General features: G+C 65.7%; 17 protein-coding genes. 6 read left to right on the top strand and 11 right to left on the bottom strand.

All coding sequences use genetic code 11. From position 1 onward, the window contains the following. Positions 1 to 81 precede the first annotated feature (81 nt). The 3 genes from EI171_RS35820 to EI171_RS35810 are packed head-to-tail and all read right to left on the bottom strand — an operon-like array spanning position 82 to position 1,574. Complete coding sequence (locus EI171_RS35820; RefSeq protein WP_011085269.1) at positions 82 to 447, bottom strand: 6-carboxytetrahydropterin synthase; 366 nt, start codon at positions 445 to 447, stop codon at positions 82 to 84. Between the two features lie 17 nt (positions 448 to 464). Beyond that, the gene (gene queE, locus EI171_RS35815) at positions 465 to 1,097 is read right to left on the bottom strand and encodes a 7-carboxy-7-deazaguanine synthase (RefSeq protein WP_011085270.1); all 633 of its coding nucleotides are present in this window, start codon (positions 1,095 to 1,097) and stop codon (positions 465 to 467) included. Between the two features lie 18 nt (positions 1,098 to 1,115). Next, positions 1,116 to 1,574: a tRNA (cytidine(34)-2'-O)-methyltransferase gene (locus EI171_RS35810; protein ID WP_011085271.1), complete on the bottom strand. Its 459-nt coding sequence runs from the start codon at positions 1,572 to 1,574 to the stop codon at positions 1,116 to 1,118. A 277-nt stretch (positions 1,575 to 1,851) separates the two neighbouring features. On the opposite strand from EI171_RS35810, the gene petA reads away from it, so the two are divergent. From petA to EI171_RS35780, 6 genes are all read left to right on the top strand, one after another. Beyond that, positions 1,852 to 2,382: a ubiquinol-cytochrome c reductase iron-sulfur subunit gene (gene petA, locus EI171_RS35805; protein ID WP_011085272.1), complete on the top strand. Its 531-nt coding sequence runs from the start codon at positions 1,852 to 1,854 to the stop codon at positions 2,380 to 2,382. A 62-nt stretch (positions 2,383 to 2,444) separates the two neighbouring features. Then, on the top strand, positions 2,445 to 4,508 hold the full coding sequence (gene fbcH / locus EI171_RS35800; protein ID WP_161536097.1) for a cytochrome b/c1: 2,064 nt from the start codon (positions 2,445 to 2,447) through the stop codon (positions 4,506 to 4,508). 210 nt (positions 4,509 to 4,718) lie between these two features. Continuing rightward, the gene (locus EI171_RS35795; RefSeq protein ID WP_011085274.1) at positions 4,719 to 5,393 is read left to right on the top strand and encodes a dienelactone hydrolase family protein; all 675 of its coding nucleotides are present in this window, start codon (positions 4,719 to 4,721) and stop codon (positions 5,391 to 5,393) included. 120 nt (positions 5,394 to 5,513) lie between these two features. Further along, entirely contained in the window at positions 5,514 to 6,716 is a 1,203-nt protein-coding gene (locus EI171_RS35790) for a DUF4375 domain-containing protein (protein ID WP_246740333.1), read from the top strand. A gap of 249 nt (positions 6,717 to 6,965) precedes the next feature. Then, a complete protein-coding gene (locus EI171_RS35785) occupies positions 6,966 to 9,131 on the top strand; it encodes an anthranilate synthase component I (protein WP_161536095.1) in 2,166 nt (721 codons plus the stop codon). 9 nt (positions 9,132 to 9,140) lie between these two features. Next, on the top strand, positions 9,141 to 9,680 hold the full coding sequence (locus EI171_RS35780) for an adenine phosphoribosyltransferase (protein ID WP_011085277.1): 540 nt from the start codon (positions 9,141 to 9,143) through the stop codon (positions 9,678 to 9,680). Positions 9,681 to 9,787: 107 nt separating this feature from the next. Here the strand turns inward: EI171_RS35780 and EI171_RS35775 are convergent, their stop codons facing one another. The 8 genes from EI171_RS35775 to EI171_RS35740 all read right to left on the bottom strand — a co-directional run bounded on the left by EI171_RS35775 (position 9,788) and on the right by EI171_RS35740 (position 19,577). Further along, the gene (locus EI171_RS35775; protein ID WP_161536094.1) at positions 9,788 to 10,456 is read right to left on the bottom strand and encodes a hypothetical protein; all 669 of its coding nucleotides are present in this window, start codon (positions 10,454 to 10,456) and stop codon (positions 9,788 to 9,790) included. Between the two features lie 62 nt (positions 10,457 to 10,518). After that, positions 10,519 to 11,271: a hypothetical protein gene (locus EI171_RS35770; protein WP_011085279.1), complete on the bottom strand. Its 753-nt coding sequence runs from the start codon at positions 11,269 to 11,271 to the stop codon at positions 10,519 to 10,521. A gap of 185 nt (positions 11,272 to 11,456) precedes the next feature. Continuing rightward, positions 11,457 to 12,668 (bottom strand): M48 family metallopeptidase, encoded by a 1,212-nt coding sequence (locus EI171_RS35765; RefSeq protein ID WP_161536093.1) that lies wholly within the window; start codon positions 12,666 to 12,668, stop codon positions 11,457 to 11,459. 145 nt (positions 12,669 to 12,813) lie between these two features. Then, positions 12,814 to 13,374, bottom strand: a complete 561-nt coding sequence (locus tag EI171_RS35760; RefSeq protein ID WP_161536092.1) for a LemA family protein — start codon at positions 13,372 to 13,374, stop codon at positions 12,814 to 12,816. 138 nt (positions 13,375 to 13,512) lie between these two features. Continuing rightward, positions 13,513 to 14,490 (bottom strand): small ribosomal subunit Rsm22 family protein, encoded by a 978-nt coding sequence (locus EI171_RS35755; RefSeq protein WP_161537142.1) that lies wholly within the window; start codon positions 14,488 to 14,490, stop codon positions 13,513 to 13,515. A gap of 113 nt (positions 14,491 to 14,603) precedes the next feature. Further along, positions 14,604 to 18,068: a chromosome segregation protein SMC gene (gene smc, locus EI171_RS35750; RefSeq protein ID WP_011085283.1), complete on the bottom strand. Its 3,465-nt coding sequence runs from the start codon at positions 18,066 to 18,068 to the stop codon at positions 14,604 to 14,606. Between the two features lie 218 nt (positions 18,069 to 18,286). Next, positions 18,287 to 18,958 (bottom strand): DsbA family protein, encoded by a 672-nt coding sequence (locus EI171_RS35745; protein WP_161536091.1) that lies wholly within the window; start codon positions 18,956 to 18,958, stop codon positions 18,287 to 18,289. A 127-nt stretch (positions 18,959 to 19,085) separates the two neighbouring features. Beyond that, a complete protein-coding gene (locus EI171_RS35740; protein WP_161536090.1) occupies positions 19,086 to 19,577 on the bottom strand; it encodes a DUF721 domain-containing protein in 492 nt (163 codons plus the stop codon). Positions 19,578 to 19,629 lie beyond the last annotated feature (52 nt).

Below are 19,629 nucleotides of genomic sequence, written 5' to 3'. Positions count from 1 at the left end.
GGCGCCCTTGCGCCGTGCCCACCATCTATCACCATTTGTCTTGATTGGTGGGCACGCTACGCTTTGCCCACCCTACGAAATCTAACCTTGCGGACCGTAATAGGTGCAGCTCTCGTTGCAACTGTCGCGATGGATGCTGACGCGGGTGAGCTTGCCGATATGCTGTAGCCGCTCCCAGACGAAGCGCGACAGGTTTTCCAGCGTCGGCTTGCCCAGCGCCTCGATCTTGTTGAGGAACTTGTGGTCGAGCGTCAGGCGCACATCCTCGATGGCGCGCTGGAGCAGGCCGAGATCGACCACCATGCCGGTCTCAGGGTCGGGCGTGCCGCGCACAGTCACCTCGGCGCGGAAGGAGTGGCCGTGGATCTCTTCGCTGGCTGCGCCAAAGGTCGTTCCCGACAGCGAATGCGCCGCCTCGAAGCGGAACGATTTCGTCAATTCCCACATCTGTTCGAAAACCAATCCTATCTGATGCCGAGCGATTTATGCGTCTGCACGCTCAGCCGCCATTGCGGATGGCGCAGGCAGTAGTCGATCGCGCGCGCGGTGTTCTCGGCAACCTCGGGCCCGTCCATCGGCTGCAGCGAGAAACGCTCGAAGGCGAGGCCCTCGAAGGTTTCCGGCGCGGCGAGCGCCTGCGGATAGACCAGCTTCAGCTCGTGGCCGCGGCGCAGCACCAGCTCGCTGCCGCCCTTGGGGCTGACGCAGATCCAGTCGAGGCCATCCGGTGCGGCAATCGTGCCGTTGGTCTCGACGCCGATCTCGAAGCCTCGCGCATGCAGCGCATCGATCAGCGCGTCGTCGACCTGGAGCAGCGGCTCGCCGCCGGTGAGCACCACGTAGCGGTTGTCGTTGGAGGCGGTCCATTGCGCCGCGATGGTGTCGGCGAGCTCCACGGCCGACGCGTAGCGGCCGCCGAGCGTGCCGTCGGTGCCGACGAAATCGGTGTCGCAGAACTTGCAGGTCGCGTCCTGACGGTCGGCCTCGCGCCCGCTCCACAAATTGCAGCCGGCAAAGCGGCAGAACACGGACGCGCGCCCGGCATGGGCGCCTTCGCCTTGCAGGGTCAGGAAGATTTCCTTGACCGCGTAACTCAATGGTCTCTCCTCAACATATCAACCTTGCGGGTTCCGGATCTGCCGCAGCGCCTCGCCTGCGGCCATCGCCGCGGTCATGGCGACATTGAGCGACCGCAGTCCCGGGGCGATCGGGATCACCAGCCGCGCATCCGCGGCCTCGACCACCGCGTCGGTGACGCCGGCGCTCTCGCGCCCGAATAGCAGGATGTCCGACGTCTGGTAACGGAAATCGCGGTAGTCGGTGGCAGCCTTCGTGGTGAACAGCAGCAGCCGGCAGCCCTGTGCCGCGCGCCACTCCTCGAATTGCGGCCAGGAGACATGGCGGGTGATGCTGACTTGGTCGAGGTAATCCATTCCCGCCCGGCGGAAATGCCGGTCGGAGACCGGGAACCCTGCCGGTTCGATGATGTGGGCGGCCAGCCCCAGGCAGGCGCAGAGCCTGAGAATCGTGCCGGTGTTCTGGGGGATGTCGGGCTGGAAGAGCGCTATCTGCATGGGCGGCGGCGGGTTGGTTGTGGGCCGGAAATGTCTCAATAAAACATCGCTGGCCGCGGAATTCGTGCATTGCACGCTTCCCCGCCGTTAGCGGGCTTGCGCTCGCCCGGCAAGGGTGCCAATAGAACGATTCTGGACTGCTGTTTTCGCTTGTTTTGGCGGGGACAAGCGAAGTTCTGCCGCCGCGGGGGGTCGCGGGCGCCGGCAGCCAGTTCTGGGGACCTTGGGGGCCCCCGGAGCGGTTCCACCGGTAGCATAAGAAGAAAGGGTTGGAATCGTGACGACAGCGTCTTCGGCGGACCATCCGACACGCCGTGATTTCTTATTCGTTGCAACGGGGGCAGCTGCAGCAGTAGGGGGCGCAGCTGCGCTCTGGCCCTTCATCTCCCAAATGAATCCTGATGCCTCGACCATCGCGGCCGGTGCGCCGATCGAGGTCGATCTCAGCCCGATCGCCGAGGGCCAGGACATCAAGGTATTCTGGCGCGGCAAGCCGATCTACATCAGCCACCGCACCAAGAAGCAGATCGACGAGGCGCGCGCCGTCAACGTGGCGAGCCTGCCCGATCCGCAGAGCGACGAGGCCCGGGTCAAGTCCGGCCATGAGCAGTGGCTGGTCGTGATCGGTATCTGCACCCATCTCGGCTGCATCCCGATCGCTCATGAGGGCAACTACGACGGGTTCTTCTGCCCCTGCCATGGTTCGCAGTACGATTCGTCCGGCCGCATCCGTCAGGGGCCCGCGCCCGCGAACCTGCCGGTGCCGCCGTACCAGTTCGTTTCCGACACCAAAATCCAGATCGGCTGAGCTTCGGACCCTCGTCCGAAGCTTCGCGCCGTCTCGTCGTATTATTTCCTCAGGATCGCATCATGAGCGGACCATCCGACTACCAGCCGAGCAATCCGGCCCTGCAATGGATCGAGCGGCGCCTGCCGATCCTCGGCCTCATGCACTCCTCCTTCGTCGCCTACCCCACTCCGCGCAATCTGAACTACTGGTGGACGTTCGGCGCCATCCTCTCCTTCATGCTGGGGATGCAGATCCTGACCGGCGTGATCCTGGCGATGCACTACACGCCGCATGCCGATCTCGCCTTCAAGTCGGTCGAGCTGATCGTCCGCGACGTCAACTACGGCTGGCTGCTGCGCAACATGCATGCCTGTGGCGCGTCGATGTTCTTCTTCGCGGTCTACGTCCACATGCTGCGCGGCCTATATTACGGTTCCTACAAGGAGCCGCGTGAGGTGCTGTGGATCCTCGGCGTCATCATCTACCTCCTGATGATGGCGACCGGCTTCATGGGCTACGTGCTCCCCTGGGGCCAGATGAGCTTCTGGGGCGCCACCGTCATCACCAACCTGTTCTCCGCCATTCCCTATTTCGGCGAGAGCATCGTGACGCTGCTGTGGGGCGGCTATTCGGTCGGCAATCCGACGCTGAACCGCTTCTTCTCGCTGCATTATCTGCTGCCGTTCCTGATCGCGGGCGTCGTCGTGCTCCACGTCTGGGCGCTGCATGTCGCCGGCCAGAATAATCCTGAGGGCGTCGAGCCGAAATCGGAAAAGGACACGGTGCCGTTCACGCCGCATGCCACCATCAAGGACATGTTCGGTGTCGCCTGCTTCCTGCTGCTCTACGCCTGGTTCATCTTCTACATGCCGAACTATCTCGGCGACGCCGACAACTACATTCCGGCTAACCCGGGCGTGACGCCGCCGCACATCGTGCCGGAATGGTATTACCTGCCGTTCTACGCGATCCTGCGCTCGATCCCGAACAAGCTCGCGGGCGTGATCGGGATGTTCTCGGCGATCATCATCCTGTGCTTCCTGCCCTGGCTCGATGCCGCGAAGACCAGGTCGTCGAAGTACCGTCCGCTGGCCAAGCAGTTCTTCTGGATCTTCGTCGCGGTCTGCATCCTGCTCGGCTATCTCGGTGCGCAGCCGCCGGAAGGCATCTACGTGATCGCCGGCCGGGTCCTGACGGTCTGCTACTTCGCCTATTTCCTGATCGTGCTGCCGCTGCTCTCGCGCATCGAGACGCCGCGGCCGGTGCCGAACTCGATCTCGGAGGCGATCCTCGCCAAGGGCGGCAAGGCGGTGGCCTCGTTCGCCATCGCGCTCGTCGCCGCCGGCGCGCTGTTCCTCGGCAGCTTGCAGGACGCGCGCGCCAACGAAGGCAGCGACAAGCCGCCGGGCAACAAATGGTCGTTCGCCGGTCCCTTCGGCAAGTTCGACCGCGGCGCGCTCCAGCGCGGCCTGAAGGTCTACAAGGAAGTCTGCGCCAGCTGCCACGGCCTGTCCTACATCGCCTTCCGCAACCTCGCGGAAGCCGGCGGCCCCAGCTATTCGGTGGCGCAGGTGGCGGCGTTCGCGTCGGATTACAAGATCAAGGACGGTCCGAACGATGCCGGTGACATGTTCGAGCGCCCGGGCCGGCCGGCCGACTACTTCCCCTCGCCATTTCCGAACGAGCAGGCAGCCCGTGCGGCGAACGGCGGTGCGGCGCCGCCCGACCTGTCGCTGATCACCAAGGCGCGCTCCTACGGCCGCGGCTTCCCCTGGTTCATCTTCGACTTCTTCACCCAGTACCAGGAGCAGGGCCCGGACTACGTCTCGGCGGTGCTCCAGGGTTTTGAGGAGAAGGTGCCGGAGGGTGTGACCATTCCGGAGGGCTCCTACTACAACAAGTACTTCCCGGGCCACGCCATCAAGATGCCGAAGCCGCTCAGCGACGGCCAGGTGACCTATGACGACGGCTCGCCGGCCACGGTCGCGCAATATTCCAAGGACGTCACCACGTTCCTGATGTGGACCGCCGAGCCGCACATGGAAGCGCGCAAGCGCCTGGGCTTCCAGGTGTTCGTGTTCCTGATCATCTTCGCCGGCCTGATGTACTTCACCAAGAAGAAGGTCTGGGCCGACTCGCACTGAGCGGCGTGAGACGAGAATGAAAAGGCCCCCGCTAGGGGGCTTTTTTGTTGCCGTCATTCCGGGGCGATGCGTAAGCACCGAGCCCGGAATCTCGAGATTCCGGGTTCGCACTTCGTGCGCCCCGGAATGACGGGACTGTGGATTGCGCCGCGCGCCCCCAGCGGCCAAAATGCCGCCAACCGCTCCCTCAGAAACTCACCGGAGGACACCATGGGAACCGCCATCACCTTCAAGCGCCCGGACGGCAAGGACGCATCGGGCTATCTCGCCAATGCCGCGCGCGGCAACGCGCCGGGCGTGGTCGTGATCCAGGAATGGTGGGGGCTGTCGGACCAGATCAAGGGCCTGTGCGACCGCTTTGCGCTGGCCGGCTTCGACGCGCTCGCGCCCGACCTCTACAAGGGCAAGGTGGTGCCGTATCACGACATGGAGAGCGCCAACAAGGAAATGAACTCGCTCGACTTCATGGACGCCACCACGCAGACCGTGCGCGGCGCCACGCAATATCTGTCGCGCAACGGCGCCAAGGTCGGGCTGACAGGCTTCTGCCTCGGCGGCGCCGTCACCATCATCGGCGCGACCAAGATCCCGGAGCTTGCGGCCGGCGTCGTGTTCTACGGCATTCCGCCGGAGCAAGCGGCCAAGCCCGCCGACGTCAAGATTCCGCTCCAGGCCCATTTCGCCAACAAGGACGATTGGTGCACGCCGGAGCTGGTCAACGGCTTCGAAAAGGCCATGAAGGCCGCCGGCAAGTCGCTGGAGCTGTTCCGCTATGACGCCGAGCACGCCTTCGTCAACGAGCAGCGCCAGGCCGTGCACGACCGCGAAGCCGCCGAGCTCGCCTGGGGCAGGGCGACGGAGTTCTTCCGGAAGCATCTGGGGTAACGGGGGCGGCCTGCGGCGCGAGCCAACTAACGTCTCTTGCTGGACCACGACTGCAATTGCCTTTTGCAACTATAAGCCGTAGTTGCATGGCGTTTCGCCATGGTGAACGTGGGAGGCGTAATGATCGAAGGAAGCCGGTTAACAACAGTTGTCGTGTCTCTCGATGCGCTGGAGGCGGCTCAAGCACCTGAGAAGGCTGACTACCTGACCGAGGCGGTGGTCTACTACGTCAATGAAATTCAACGCGTCGGCGTCTACAAGGGACGTGAACTGCCGGCTGTGGCCATGCAGGCCTATCACGCCGACTACTATCTCGCTCAGGTCAACAACGGCGGTCACAGTCAGTTCATCGGTAACACGGGCGTTGCGATGCTGCCGACGACATCTGGCGATGCGCTCGCTGGACTGAAGGCTATGGGAGCGGCCGCGCAACACCAGATCCTGCAGGAAATGATGGACTGGGTGAAAGCCAATCCCGGCGAGGCTGCACTGCAAAACGGCTTCGGAGAGCGCGCCGCGCCGCTCGATGCGCTTGACCGTCGCTTCTATGAGGCCGAACGACAGCAACCAATGACGCAGCTGGCAGCCCGGTGGATCGCGAACTGGCCCGAATTGCGCGCCGTAGCCAAGCAGCAATACGCATCCGAAATCCAGCGGCTTGCGCAACTTAATCCGCATCTGTCGCAGCGACGGATCTGGCGAGGCGTTCGCCAGATCCGCTTCCAGATGACTGACCGCTTGCAAATCACGGTCGCCGCAGCATGCGGGGCGGTGGCGCCCGAGCCAGAGCTCAAGCTCATGGTTCTTGCAGGAAGCAGTATGGAGGTGGAAGGGCAGCAATGCATGGCCTTCGGCGTTAAGACAGACAAGGGCGCGCGACTCTGCGTTTATGAGGATGCGGGTGGACAACTTTATGAGTACGGCCCGGGCAGCCAGAGCCCGAAGCCTGCGGAAATGCATGAAATTTTGAAGAGCTTTCCGCCATCACTGGTGGGCGGGCGGCTATCTGTTGTGGGGGCTGACGCGATCCGGAATTTCTCGAGGATCGCCGAGCAAAACCTTGCAGCCGAAGCCATCGACCTGCTGTTGCGGAAGTCGGGTCTGGATCCGACCGCGATGATCACGGCGTTGGACGTGAGCGACGACCGGGCGGCATGGCATGCGGTCACAGGAAAGACCTGCGTTTTGATTGAAACCTTGGGCGACCGCGCCAACATGATCGGACCTGACGGCAGGCCCGCGCTCACGGTCAGGCGGGCCGAAATCGAACGACATGCCGCGGAGGCGGCTGTGGGGCGCGACAGCCTGGAGATCCAGGCATAAGCCGCAACGCGATCCGCGCCATTTTGGTGATCGAGGCCGCCCGGCCGCCCTTGACGCCGTCCCCGCGCCATGGTGAGTATCCGCCCATGAGCACCGCCGTCCGCCCAGCCCGTCTTTGGTGGCGCACCTCCTAAGAGGTGGCCGGTGCGATTTCTTTTCCCAAAATCGTCGAAGGTCGCCCACGCAGTGCGGCGGCCTGATCGTTTGTCCTGTGTGGCGTTCCCTCGGCAAGTTTCGTAAGAGGACGACATGAACAGGACAGTCTTTGCCCTCCCGGCCAGAAGCGATTACGTGACCCGCAGCGGTCTCGCGATCACGCGCGTGGCGGAGCAGTTTACCGGCGGCGCGAGCCGGCTCGACGATCTCGTCAACCTGCTCGACCGCCGCCGCGGCGTGGTGCTGTCGTCGGGCACGACCGTGCCGGGCCGCTACGAGAGTTTTGACCTCGGCTTCTCCGATCCGCCGCTCAAGCTCGAGACCACGGGCGTCAATTTCAAGCTGGAAGCGCTGAACGAGCGCGGCCGGGTCCTGATCGCCTTCCTTGCCGACGTCCTGCGCGAGCCCTGCGTGGTGATCTCGGAGAAGACCGCTTCGCGCCTCGCCGGCCACATCATCCGCGGCGATGCCCCGGTCGAGGAAGACCAACGCACCCGGCGCGCCAGCGTGATGTCGCTGGTGCGCGACCTCGTCGCCGCCTTCTCCGCCAATGACGACGGGCTGCTCGGCCTGTTCGGAGCCTTCGCCTACGACCTCGTGTTCCAGATCGAGGATCTCGTGCAGAAGCGCGCGCGCGAGAGCGACCAGCGCGACATCGTGCTCTACGTTCCCGATCGCCTGCTGGCCTATGACCGCGCCACCGGCCGCGGCGTCGTGCTCAGCTACGACTTCACGTGGAAGGGCAGATCCACCGATGGCCTGCCGCGCGAGACTGCCGACAGCCCGTACATGAAGACACCGCGCCAGGGCTTTGCCGATCATGCGCCCGGCGAATACCAGGCCACCGTCGAGACCGCGCGCGCGGCCTTTGCCCGCGGCGATCTGTTCGAGGCCGTGCCGGGCCAGCTGTTCGCCGAGCCCTGCGATCGTTCTCCGGCGGAAGTGTTCCAGCGCCTCTGTGTCATCAACCCGTCGCCCTACGGCGCGCTGATGAATCTCGGCGACGGCGAGTTTCTCGTCTCCGCCTCGCCCGAGATGTTCGTGCGTTCGGACGGCCGCCGCGTCGAGACCTGCCCGATCTCGGGCACCATCGCGCGCGGCACCGATGCGATCGGCGATGCCGAGCAGATACGCCAGCTCCTGAATTCGGAGAAGGACGAGTTCGAGCTCAACATGTGCACCGACGTCGATCGCAACGACAAGGCGCGCGTCTGCGTCCCCGGCACCATCAAGGTGCTGGCGCGCCGGCAGATCGAGACCTACTCAAAACTGTTCCACACCGTCGACCACGTCGAGGGCATGCTGCGTCCCGGCTTCGACGCGCTCGATGCCTTCCTCACCCACGCCTGGGCCGTCACCGTGACAGGTGCGCCGAAGCTCTGGGCGATGCAGTTCGTCGAGGATCACGAGCGGTCGCCGCGGCGCTGGTATGCGGGTGCGATCGGCGCGGTGAATTTCGACGGCAGCATCAATACCGGCCTCACCATCCGCACCATCCGCATGAAGGATGGTCTCGCCGAGGTGCGCGTCGGCGCCACCTGCCTGTTCGATTCCGATCCCGCTGCCGAGGACCGCGAATGCCAGGTCAAGGCGGCGGCGCTGTTCCAGGCGCTGCGCGGCGATCCGCCAAAACCGCTCTCGACCTTTGCGCCCGATGCGACCGGAAGCGGCAAGCGGGTGCTGCTGATCGACCACGACGACAGCTTCGTCCACATGCTCGCCGACTATTTCCGCCAGGTCGGCGCCAGCGTCACCGTGGTCCGCTATGTGCATGCGCTCGACATGCTCAAGCAGAAGAGGTGGGATTTGCTGGTGCTGTCGCCCGGCCCGGGCAGGCCCGAAGATTTCGGGATCAGGAAGACGATCGATGCGGCGCTGGAGAACAAGCTGCCGGTGTTCGGCGTCTGCCTCGGCGTGCAGGCGATCGGCGAATATTTCGGCGGCGAGCTCGGCCAGCTCACGCATCCCGCCCACGGCCGGCCCTCGCGGGTGCAGGTGCGCGGCGGCCGCCTGATGCGCAATCTGCCGAACGAGATCGTGATCGGCCGCTATCACTCGCTCTATGTCGAGCGCGACAGCATGCCGGAGGTTTTGTCCGTCACCGCCAGCACCGAGGACGGCGTCGCCATGGCGCTGGAGCACAAGACCCTGCCGGTCGCGGGCGTGCAATTCCACCCGGAGTCGCTGATGTCGCTCGGCGGCGAGGTGGGCTTGAGGATTGTCGAGAACGCGTTCCGGCTGGATGCGCGTGTTGATTGAGAGGCACCAATGACCTTTGACCACGACCTGAAGGCGAGCGTTCGCACCATTCCCGACTATCCCAAGCCGGGGATCATGTTCCGCGACATCACGACCCTGCTCGCGGATGCGCGCGCATTCCGCCGCGCCGTGGACGAGCTCGTGAACCCCTGGGCCGGCAACAAGATCGACAAGGTCGCCGGCATGGAGGCGCGGGGCTTCATCATCGGCGGCGCGGTGGCGCACCAGCTCTCCGCCGGCTTCGTGCCGATCCGCAAGAAGGGCAAGCTGCCGCACACCACTGTGCGCATCGCCTATTCGCTGGAATACGGCATCGACGAGATGGAGATGCATGTCGACGCCATCCAGCCCGGCGAGCGCGTCATCCTGGTCGACGACCTCATCGCCACCGGCGGCACCGCGGAAGGTGCGGTGAAGCTGCTGCGCCAGATCGGCGCCAATGTCGTCGCCGCCTGCTTCATCATCGACCTGCCCGAGCTCGGCGGCGCCGCCAAGCTGCGCGCCATGGACGTGCCGGTGCGCACGCTGATGACGTTCGAGGGGCATTGAGCGACGGCGGGCGCGGGATATCGCCCGGGTAAATTCTGGTCGGTGCAGGCCGAGGACGGGCTTCCCCGCTGGGGAGAGGTGAACACCGAGTTCGCCGGCCGAGTGCTCTACGACCGCTGCAGGATCAGGCTGAGCTCGAGCTCCCGGAACGCGAGGTAATTGCGCCGGGTCCACTGGTGCAGCTCGGTGGAGGCGTCCTTCTCCTGGCGCAGGTAGCCGGTGAAGGAGAAGTTTAGCCGGTCGATATAGGTCTTCAGGAAGCCGGGCAGCGCGGGCAGGCGGAACAGCCTCCCGGTGGCCATTGCGGCCGGCAACTCGCCGCGCACGACGTGCTCATTGTCCACCGTGATCAGGTTCATCCGCGGGATCTGTTCGCGCAGCATCTCATGGGCGCGGGCCGAGACGCGGTCGGTGTCGGCCACGAACAGGATCTGTGGTGCGACATGGCGGCGGGCCGCCTCCTTCAGCAGGCCGATCTCGTCGGCCATCTTGAAGAACTCGTCGAAGGCGTGGAAGCCGAGGTCGATCACCTTGGCAACCCCGTCATCGACGATGACGCGGTCCATCAGCTGCATCTTGCCGTAGGTGTCGATCACGTCGGCCGTCTCGGTGATCTTCGGCAGATAGTCGAGCAGCGACGGCTCCTTCAGGTTGACGTCGAAGGCCGCGACGTTGCCGTTCTTGAGCAGCAGGAACTCGCTCAACAGCCGCGCCAGCAGCGTCTTGCCGACCTGCGGGCGGGGCGAGCAGATGATGTAGACGGGTGTCGCGGGCATCACGAACTATTATCTGAGCGAACTCACCGCCCAATCCAGCCGTATCAGCCCGGGCTCCGCAACTATTTTTCGCTGCTGCGGGCGCCGGGCTTCGAACCGACGATGTCGGTCAGGCGGATGCGGTCGAACTCGCTCCAGACATTGGCCAGCCAGTGCCGGACATAGCCGCGCAGCACGAAGGAGTAGTTGGCGGCCTCGTCGTTGATGCCCTTGTTGGCGACGAATTTCAGGAACGGGACGGAGGAGACCTCGACCTGCTCATAGGCCATTTCGTTGAGCTTGGGGATGGTCAGCTCGGTGGCGTCCTTGATGCGGTGGAAGTAGGAATTATAGGTCGCCTGGTCCCACTGGAAGAACTGGGTGTCGTTGATGAAGTTCTTGACCAGGAAATATTTTGCGCCGGTCATGAAATTCGCGGTCTCGGCGATTTCGTCCAGCGAGGCGATCGAGGGGCCGAGGATGTGGAACACCGCGAAGGTGATCTGCCCGGCCTTGGCGGCGTCGAGGAAACCGATGTCGCGCAGCGAGGCGAGCGCCGGGGAGAGCAGGCCGGCGCGGACGTCGATCACTGTGACCGACGGGCTGGTCGCGTTGAGCGTATCGAAGATCTTCATCTGATCGGCCGTCGTCGTCATGTCGACGATCTCGGTGATGCCAGGATGGAAGCGCTTCAGCGTTCCGCGCGGGGATTCCGTGTCGAAGGCGCGGGTCGGCACGTTGTTGGCGGAAAAATAATCGAGCAGGGTGCGCGATACCGTGGTCTTGCCGACCCCGCCCTTGTCCGCGCCCACCACAACCACTGCCGGCTTTGCCATTGCTGTCCCCTAACGCGCGCCCCCGATCGCGAGGTCGCAATCGGCCGGGCCCCAAATCGATGTCCCGAGTCTGCTGTTGGGCGCGAACATGGCAGAAACAAGGGAGAATTCAATTCCGCAGGCCCCGGTTGCGGCAATTCCCGAGGTTTTTCCAGATTGCCGTGAAACTGGCCATGGGCGCGCGCTTAGTGGCGGCCCCAGGGCCCCATGGGATTCCCGATCGGGTTGCCGGCCGCGGTTCCGGAGGGGCTGGGCGCGGACACGGGCGGATTGGCCGGGCTGCCTGCATCGCTCCATGGCCCCTGCGACAGCGGTGGCGGGGTGTTCTGCGGGGCGGCCTGCGCCTCGGGCTGTTCCGTCTCGTCGGTCGGGTCCGGCAGCGGACCTGGATCATGGCCGCCGGCGAATTTGACCAGCGCGTCGACCCGGGACTGCACCGACGGGTGGGTCGCAAACAGATCGGCAAAACCCTCGCGCGGATTGTCGACGCAGAGCTCCATCACCGCCGAGGTCGCGCCCGGCAGCTCGCCGCGGTTCTCGATCTTGCGTAGCGCCGAGATCATGGCATCAGGGTCTTTCGTCAGCTCGACGGAGCCGGCGTCGGCGAGATATTCGCGCGAGCGCGACAGCGCCAGCTTGACCACCTGCGACATCAGCCAGGCCACCACGATCAGCACGACCGCGATGATGATCACGATCACGGCGCCGCCGCCGGAGCTCTTGCTGTCGCTCGACGACGAGGACGACCGCGACGACGACGAACCCGAGGACCATGAGCCGCCGGAGTTCCAGCTCAAATTCGTGAACAAGCGGAAGAACAACTCGCCGAAGAAGCCGACCACGCCGGCGATGATGACGGCGACCACCATGAGCTGCACGTCGCCGTTCTTGATGTGGGTCAGCTCGTGGCCCAGTACCGCCTCGATCTCCTTGTCGTTCAGGGCGTTGAGGAGGCCGGTGGTGACGGTGATCGAATATTGCCGCGGGTTGAGGCCGGTCGCGAACGCGTTCAGCGCCGGGCTTTCCATGATCTTCAGCTTCGGCATGGTGATGCCGCGCGAGATGCAGAGGTTTTCGAGCAGATTGTAGAGCCGCGGCTCCTCCTTCCGGGTGACGTCGTGTCCGCCGGTCACGGCATCGATCATCGACTGGTGGAAGAAATAGGCGATCACGACCCAGACCGCCGTCACGACCGTCGCAACCGGCGCGGCGACTTTCAGGTCTAGGAAGGCGTGGCTCAGGTAGAAGGCGACGGTCTCGTTGCCGTTGATGACGACTTCGGCGACCAGCGCGCCGGCATAGACCAGCACATAGACCAGCGCGAACAGGCCGGCGAGCAGCAGCATCGAACGTAACTTGTTCGAGGCGATGTGCGTGTAGAGACCATACGCGGCCATGGCTGCTTCCGTTAGCTCCCGTCATTCCGGGGCAGGCCGCAGGCCTGAACCCGGAATCCAGAGCTTAGTGTCTCAGGCGAGGCTCCGGGTTCGCGTCTTCGACGCGCCCCGGAACGACAAAGATGAGAAACCGGTCACGCGACAATCAGAACTTCACCTGCGGCGCGGCCTCGACCTCGGTGCGGCTGGTGCCGAGATCGAAGAAGTCCTTCTTGGTGAAGCCGAACATGCCGGCGAACAACGCGGCCGGCATCTGCTGGATGCCGGTGTTGTATTCCTGGACCGCGCTGTTGAAGAAGCGGCGACTCGCCGCGATCTTGTTCTCGAGGTCGGAGAGCTCGCTGGCGAGCTGCTGGAAGTTGGCGTTGGCCTTGAGGTCGGGATAGGCCTCCGACAGCGCGATCAGCCGGCCGAGCGCGCCGGAGAGCTGGTTCTCGGCGGCGGACACCTGCGCCGGGCCTTGCGCCGACATCGCCGAATTGCGCGCCTTGATGACGTCGTCGAGCGTGCCGCGCTCATGCGAGGCGTAGCCCTTCACCGTCTCGACCAGGTTCGGGACCAGGTCGTGGCGCTGCTTGAGCTGCACGTCGATATCGGCAAAGGCCTGGCCCACGCGCTGGCCCAGCGCCACCAGGCGGTTGTAGGCGCTGAAGGCCAAGAACACGAGAACGACGATGACGCCGAGAACGATCCAGCCGGTCGACATGGAGAACTCCTGAAGGGGATTTAAGGCGGGCGCAGCCTAGACCAAAATGGTGCAGGGCGAGAGCCCCGGCGCAGAGGGGAGGTAAGACTTGGTCGGATCAGGAACCATCCGAGTTCAAGGCAAAACCGCCGATCGAGGTTAACTTTCGGCAATGACGGCGTCGCCCCAGCGCCAGCGTCGGGCGCTTGCGTAGGCGGTCTTGTCGCGGCGGGGGATCTTGGCGAGTTCAACGCTTTGCTCGGTGCAAAGCTTTGCCGTTATCTCGGCCTTGCCGACATCCGGCGGCGCCAGCACGCGCGCGGCGCGGCTCGCGGGCGGCGTGCGGGTCAGGGCGACGTAGATGAAACGCTCGTCCTCGAACGGCACGTCGGCGCCCTTGATCTGGCGGTGGGCCTGGGAGCGCGGCAGGCGCTGGGAGAAATGGCACCAGTCGGGCGCAGTCAGCGGGCAGGGCCTTTCGTGCGGGCAGGGCGCGGCGACGTAAGCGCCGGCTGCGATCACCTGCTGGCGCAGCGCGAGGATGCGCGCGTAGCCGGCCGGCGTGCCGGGCTCGATCACGACCAGCGCATGGCGCGCTTTCGCCCACATCGTTTCCGCGAGTTTGCGTTGATCGGCCTCACCGAGCTCGCCGATGATGTAGCTTGCGACGACGAGATCGGCTGGCGAGACCTCGGCAAGGTTGCCGCCGGCATCGCCGGGCAAATAGCGGCAGCCCGCCAGACGCGTGCTGTCATACGCGAGTTCGAGGGCAAGCCGGCTCAGGGTGGCGTTGGCGTCGAGCAGGGTGAAGTCCTGCAGCGAGGGAAACGCCTCTGCGGCGGCCCAGCTTGCGGTGCCTGGACCTGCGCCGACGTCGAGCAGCGTCTCCGGGGCGAAGTCCGGCGCGATCTCGGTCAGCGCATTCAGGCTCGCCGCCACCGCCGCGTAGGTGGCCGGCATGCGCGCGAGCGCGTAGGCGAGCGCATCGGCCTCCGACTTGATCGTGCCGGAGCCGCCGCCGGCGCGATAGGTGTTCGAGATTTTCTGGGAGCGCTGCGCGGCGTCGCTGCGGGAAAAGCCCTGGAGCTTGCCGTCGAGGGCGGCCTTTAGCTCAGCGGGAAGCGTGGGCGAGACCATTTTCATTCGCCGTCATTCCGGGGCGCGCGTAGCGCGAACCCGGAATCTAGATATGGTGGCGCCAGATTCCGAGTTCGATGCTGCGCAGCGCCCCGGAATGACGGCCAAAAACGTCACGCCACGTTCTGGTCGAGAATGTCCACCGCCTCTGAGAGGCTCACCGACACGAGTTGCGAGACGCCGCGCTCGGCCATGGTGACGCCGAACAGGCGGTTCATCCGCGCCATCGTGATCGGGTTGTGCGTGATGATGATGAAGCGCGTGTCGGTCGAGCCGGTCATCTCGTGCAGCAGGTTGCAGTACCGTTCGACGTTGTGGTCGTCGAGCGGTGCGTCGACTTCGTCCAGCACGCAGATCGGCGAAGGATTGGTGAGGAACACGGCGAAGATCAGCGCCATCGCGGTCAGTGCCTGCTCGCCGCCCGAGAGCAGCGACAGTGTCTGCGGCTTCTTGCCCGGGGGCTTGGCGATGATTTCGAGGCCGGCCTCCAGCGGGTCGTCGCTCTCGATCAGGTGCAGTGCGGCCTCGCCGCCGCCGAACAGCTCGACGAACAGGCGCTTGAAGTGGTTGTTGACGACCTCGAACGAGGTCAGGAGGCGCTCGCGCGCTTCCTTGTTGAGGCTCTGGATGCCCTGGCGCAGCCGCTTGATGGCTTCGACGAGGTCGTCGCGCTCGGTGACGAGGCCGGTGTGCTGGGTCTCGACCTCGCGCAGCTCTTCCTCGGCGCGCAGGTTGACTGCGCCGAGGCGCTCGCGGTCGCGGCGCATCTTTTCGAGGTCTTCCTCGATGTCGTGCAGCGGCGGCAGCTCCGCGCCGGGCTCGATCTCGGCAAGGCCGGCGACGGCCTGCGGCTCGACCTCCAGCATGTCGCGGATCTCGCGCTCGATGTCCTCGAGCCGGCGCCGCGCGCCTTCCATGCGCTCCTCGGCGCGGGCGGTGGCCTCGCGGGAGCTGGAGAGCGCCTCGAGCGTCAGCTTCGCGACGCGGTCGGTCTCCGCCATCGCGCTTTCCGCGGTGGCGAGCGCGTCGGCGGCCATGCGGCGGTCGTTTTCCGCGTATTCGATCTCGGTGATCAGTGCGCTGCGCTTCTCTGCGAACACGGCGGGGGCGTTTTCGAGCTCGCTGCGCTCGATCGTGAGTTCGGCGATGCGGGCCTGGATGGTGTCGATGTGGGAGGCCGCGCTCTCCTTGCGGTTCTGCCACTCGGTGCGCTCGGCGAGGATTGCCTGCACGCGGCGGTCGGCCAGCTCGGCCTCGCGCGCCAGCGCCTGCGCCTCGGCGCGGACCTGGGCGGCCATGCGGCGATGGGCTTCGATGTCGCTGCGGACGGCGGCGAGACGGGTCTCGGTGTCTTCGCTCGACGGCAGCTCGCTGATGCCGGCCTCGGCGTATTCGTAGGCGGCTTCGGCCTCGGCGCGGTCGGCGGCGAGACGGCTGTGCGCTTCCGACAGCGTCGCCTTGCGCGCGGCGTGGCGGCTGATCTCGCGCTCGGCCGTGGCATGGCGCTCGCGCGCGACGTTCAGCTCGCGCTGCGCGGCGCGCCAGGCTTCGCGGCTCGCGCCTTCGGTGCTGGCCGCAATCTGCAGTTCGGACTCGGCATTCTCCAGCGCCTGGCGCTTGATCTGCGCGTCGATGCGGGCCTGCTCCAGCTCGTTCTCGATGTCGACGAGGCGCGCGCGCTCGGCAAGGCGGCGTGCGGCGCCGGTCGGGGCGTGGGCCGCCGCGACGAAGCCGTCCCAGCGCCAGACGTCGCCCTCGGGCGAGACCAGCCGCTGGCCGGTCTTGAGCTGCGAGACCAGCTCGGCGCCGCGCTCGCGCGGCACCACGCCGATCTGCGCCAGACGGCGGGCCAGCTCGGCCGGGGCCTGCACGTGGTTCGCGAGCGGCACCACGCCTTCGGGCAGCTCCGGATCGCCGTCGGTCTCCCCGACATTGGTCCAGCGCATCGGCGCCGACGGGTCGATCGGCGCATCGAGGTCGTCGCCGAGCGCGGCGCCGATCGCCTTTTCAAACCCCTTGTCGACGGTGATGCCGTCGATGATCGGCGGCCACAGATTCTTGGTCTCGCCGTTGACGATCTTGGAGATCGTGCGCGCCTCGGTCTCGAGCCGCTGCACGCGCTTGTCGGCTTCGTTCAGCGGCGAGCGCGAGGATTCCAGCGTCTGCCGCGCGGCGACGTGCGCGGCTTCGCTCGCCTGCGCCGCGGCCTCCGAGGCCGCCAGCGTCTGCTCGGCGGTCTCGACCGTCGCGGTCAGCTCGTCGAGGTCGCCGAAGCCGCCCGTTTCATCGGCAAGCTTCTGCTCCTCGGCGGTGACGTTCGCGATTTCCTGGTCGAGCCGGGCGAGCTTGTCGCGGTGGGTGCGGACATTGGCTTCGAGCTGGTTGCGCTTGGCGGTGAGGTCGGCGAGCGCCGTGGTGAGCTCGGCGAACTGCTGCTCGGTTTCGGTCAGCACCGCCTCGGCTTCGCCGACGCGTTCATCGACGCCGGAGCGCTTCTCGACGCGCGACTTGATCTCTTCCTTCAGCTCGGCGTCTTCGCTGTCGAGGCGCTGGAGCGCGACGTCGGCGTCCATGGTTTGTTGCTGAGCACGGGAAATGTCGCCTTCGAACTGGGCGAGGCGGCGTTCGAGCTCGGCGACGCGCTCCTTGGCGCGCTCTTCCTCGCGGTCGAGCAGTTCGCGGGCATTGGTCAGGCGCTGGAGCCCGGCCGCGGCGCGCGCCTCGGCATCGCGCAGCGCCGGCATTTCGGCGGCGCGGATCGCCTGGATGCGGGCGGCTTCGGCCTGGTGCTGGGTGCGCTCGGCCATCTCGCGCACGGCGAGATCGTGGGTCTGGCCGGATTCGTTGACGTCGGCATGGGCGCCGATCCAGCGCAGATGGAACAGGGTGGCTTCGGCCTTGCGGACCTTGGCCGCGACCTCGCGATAGCGCACGGCCTGGCGGGCCTGCTTCTTCAGGCCTTCCATCTGGCCGGAGAGCTGGCCGATCACGTCCTCGACGCGGGTGAGGTTGGTTTCGGCCGCCTTCAGCCGCAGCTCGGCTTCGTGGCGGCGGGCATGGAGACCTGCGACACCGGCGGCGTCTTCCAGCACGCGGCGGCGCTGCTCCGGCTTGGCCTGGATGATCTCGCCGATCTTGCCCTGGTGGACGAGGGCGGGCGAGCGCGCGCCGGTGGCGGCGTCGGCGAACAGGATCTGCACGTCGCGGGCGCGCACGTCGCGGCCGTTGATGCGATAGACCGAGCCAGCCTCGCGCTCGATGCGGCGGGAGATCTCCAGAAGCTGGCTGTCGTTCATAGCCGCCGGCGCGGTGCGATCGGCGTTGTCGATCGTCATCGTCACTTCGGCGTGGTTGCGCGCCGGACGGTTGCCGGATCCGGCGAAGATCACCGCGTCCATGTCGGCGGCGCGCAAGCTCTTGTACGAGGTCTCACCCATCGCCCAGCGCAGCGCTTCGACGAGATTCGACTTGCCGCAACCGTTGGGTCCGACCACGCCGGTCAGGCCGGGCTCGATGACGAAGTCCGTGGGCTCAACGAAGGACTTGAAGCCGTGAAGGCGCAGGCGGGTGATTTTCATAAGCACGCATCTCTGTTGGCAGGCGCGAATCCCCCTGCCGGGACAATACCATGGAAGGCAATGTCGCTATCCGGGCGAGTCGCGCGAGGCGCCTCATGCGGCTGGACAATGGCCGCGGTGCGCCGCGAGGGCAACCGGCGAAAGCCGCTTTTCCCAAGGGATTTATCCCGGGAATGATACGGCTTTCGAGATGCGAATCAGGCGTTGAGGGCGAAGAATCAGCTCTTCAGCAGCGGATTGATCTTCTTGGCGAATTCCTCGAACGAGGCCTCGCCCTTGATCTTCTCGCCGTTGATAAAGAAGGTCGGCGTCGAATCCACCTTCAAAACGTCGCTGGCGTATTTCTGGTCGGCGGCGATCTTGTCGAGCAGCGCCTGGTCCTTCAGGCAGGCTTCGACCTGCTGCTGGGTGAGGCCGGCCTGCTTGCCGATCCGCGTCAGGGTCTCGGTGGTGTTCTTCATCACCCAGTCGTTCTGCTGCCGGAACAGCATGTCGGTGACAGCGAAGTATTTCGGCGCATCGCCATTGGCGATGCAGCGCGACAGCATCGAGCCGGCGGCGGCTTTGATGTCGAGCGGGAACTCGCGGAAGACGTAACGGATCTTGCCGGTGTCGATGTATTCCGCCTTGATCTTGGGGAACACCTGCTCGTTGAAGGCCGCGCAATGCGGGCAGGTCATCGAGGCGAATTCGGTGATGGTGACGGCGGCGTCCTTCGGGCCGAGCGCCATGTCGGGCAGCGACACGGGCTTGGCCACGTCGCCGGCGGCCTGCGCCATTGCTTCAGGGATCATGGCCTCGGAGATGAACCGCAATGGGGAGAACCCGGCGACCGCGGCAAGCCCGGTCAGCGACAGCATCGTGGTGAAGGCGCGGCGGGTGATGATCAAGGTCGGCTCCCGGATTGGCGTGGTCTTGCCCGAAGTTCCCATTTGGGCGGCCTGTCGCTAGCTTGAAACGTCGTTTGAGGCAATGGCGGGCCGCGGGAACGGGTCCAGATTGACCGCGAAATGAGGCTCAATTTCGCTTGATGGCCGCCCCGAGCCGCGCCAGCGCCGACTTGAGCTGTTCATCTTCGATGTCCCCGAGGGTCTCCTCCACCTTGGCGACACTCTTGGGGTCCGGCGGGCTCGGCCGGACCGGCCGCTTGGCGCGCGACAGGGGGGCTTGGCGGAAGGCGAGCTTGCCGACCGCGCTCCAGCCGAAGAAGCGGTTGACCCGTTCCAGGATCACATCCGCGGAATGCTGGATCTCCAGCGCCATCGGCCCCTCGACCCGCAGCACCAGCGTGGCCGGCTCCTGCGGCTGGCCCTCGACCGGTCGCGGCCATTGCATCTTGAGGGGCTCGGCATGCGCCGCGATCTCCGCCCCGGCAATCTGCGCCCACCGCGTCACCAACTCGCGCGCGGCAAAGCCCTGTTTGGCGTACGCCTCGGCAAAGACGTCGTTGAGCAGCAGCGAGAGCGGCTTGGCGCTGATGGGGCCCGGCTTGGGTGGGAATTTGGACATGGACCCTTATAGCACTGCGGCGTGAGAGCCACAGGCTCTTCGCCGTCATGGC

Origin of the sequence: Bradyrhizobium sp. LCT2, from assembly GCF_009931255.1 — a bacterium.
GTDB classification, from domain to species: domain Bacteria; phylum Pseudomonadota; class Alphaproteobacteria; order Rhizobiales; family Xanthobacteraceae; genus Bradyrhizobium; species Bradyrhizobium diazoefficiens.
Note: the sequence above shows the minus strand (reverse complement) of the source record. Positions and strands in the feature narration are given on the sequence as shown.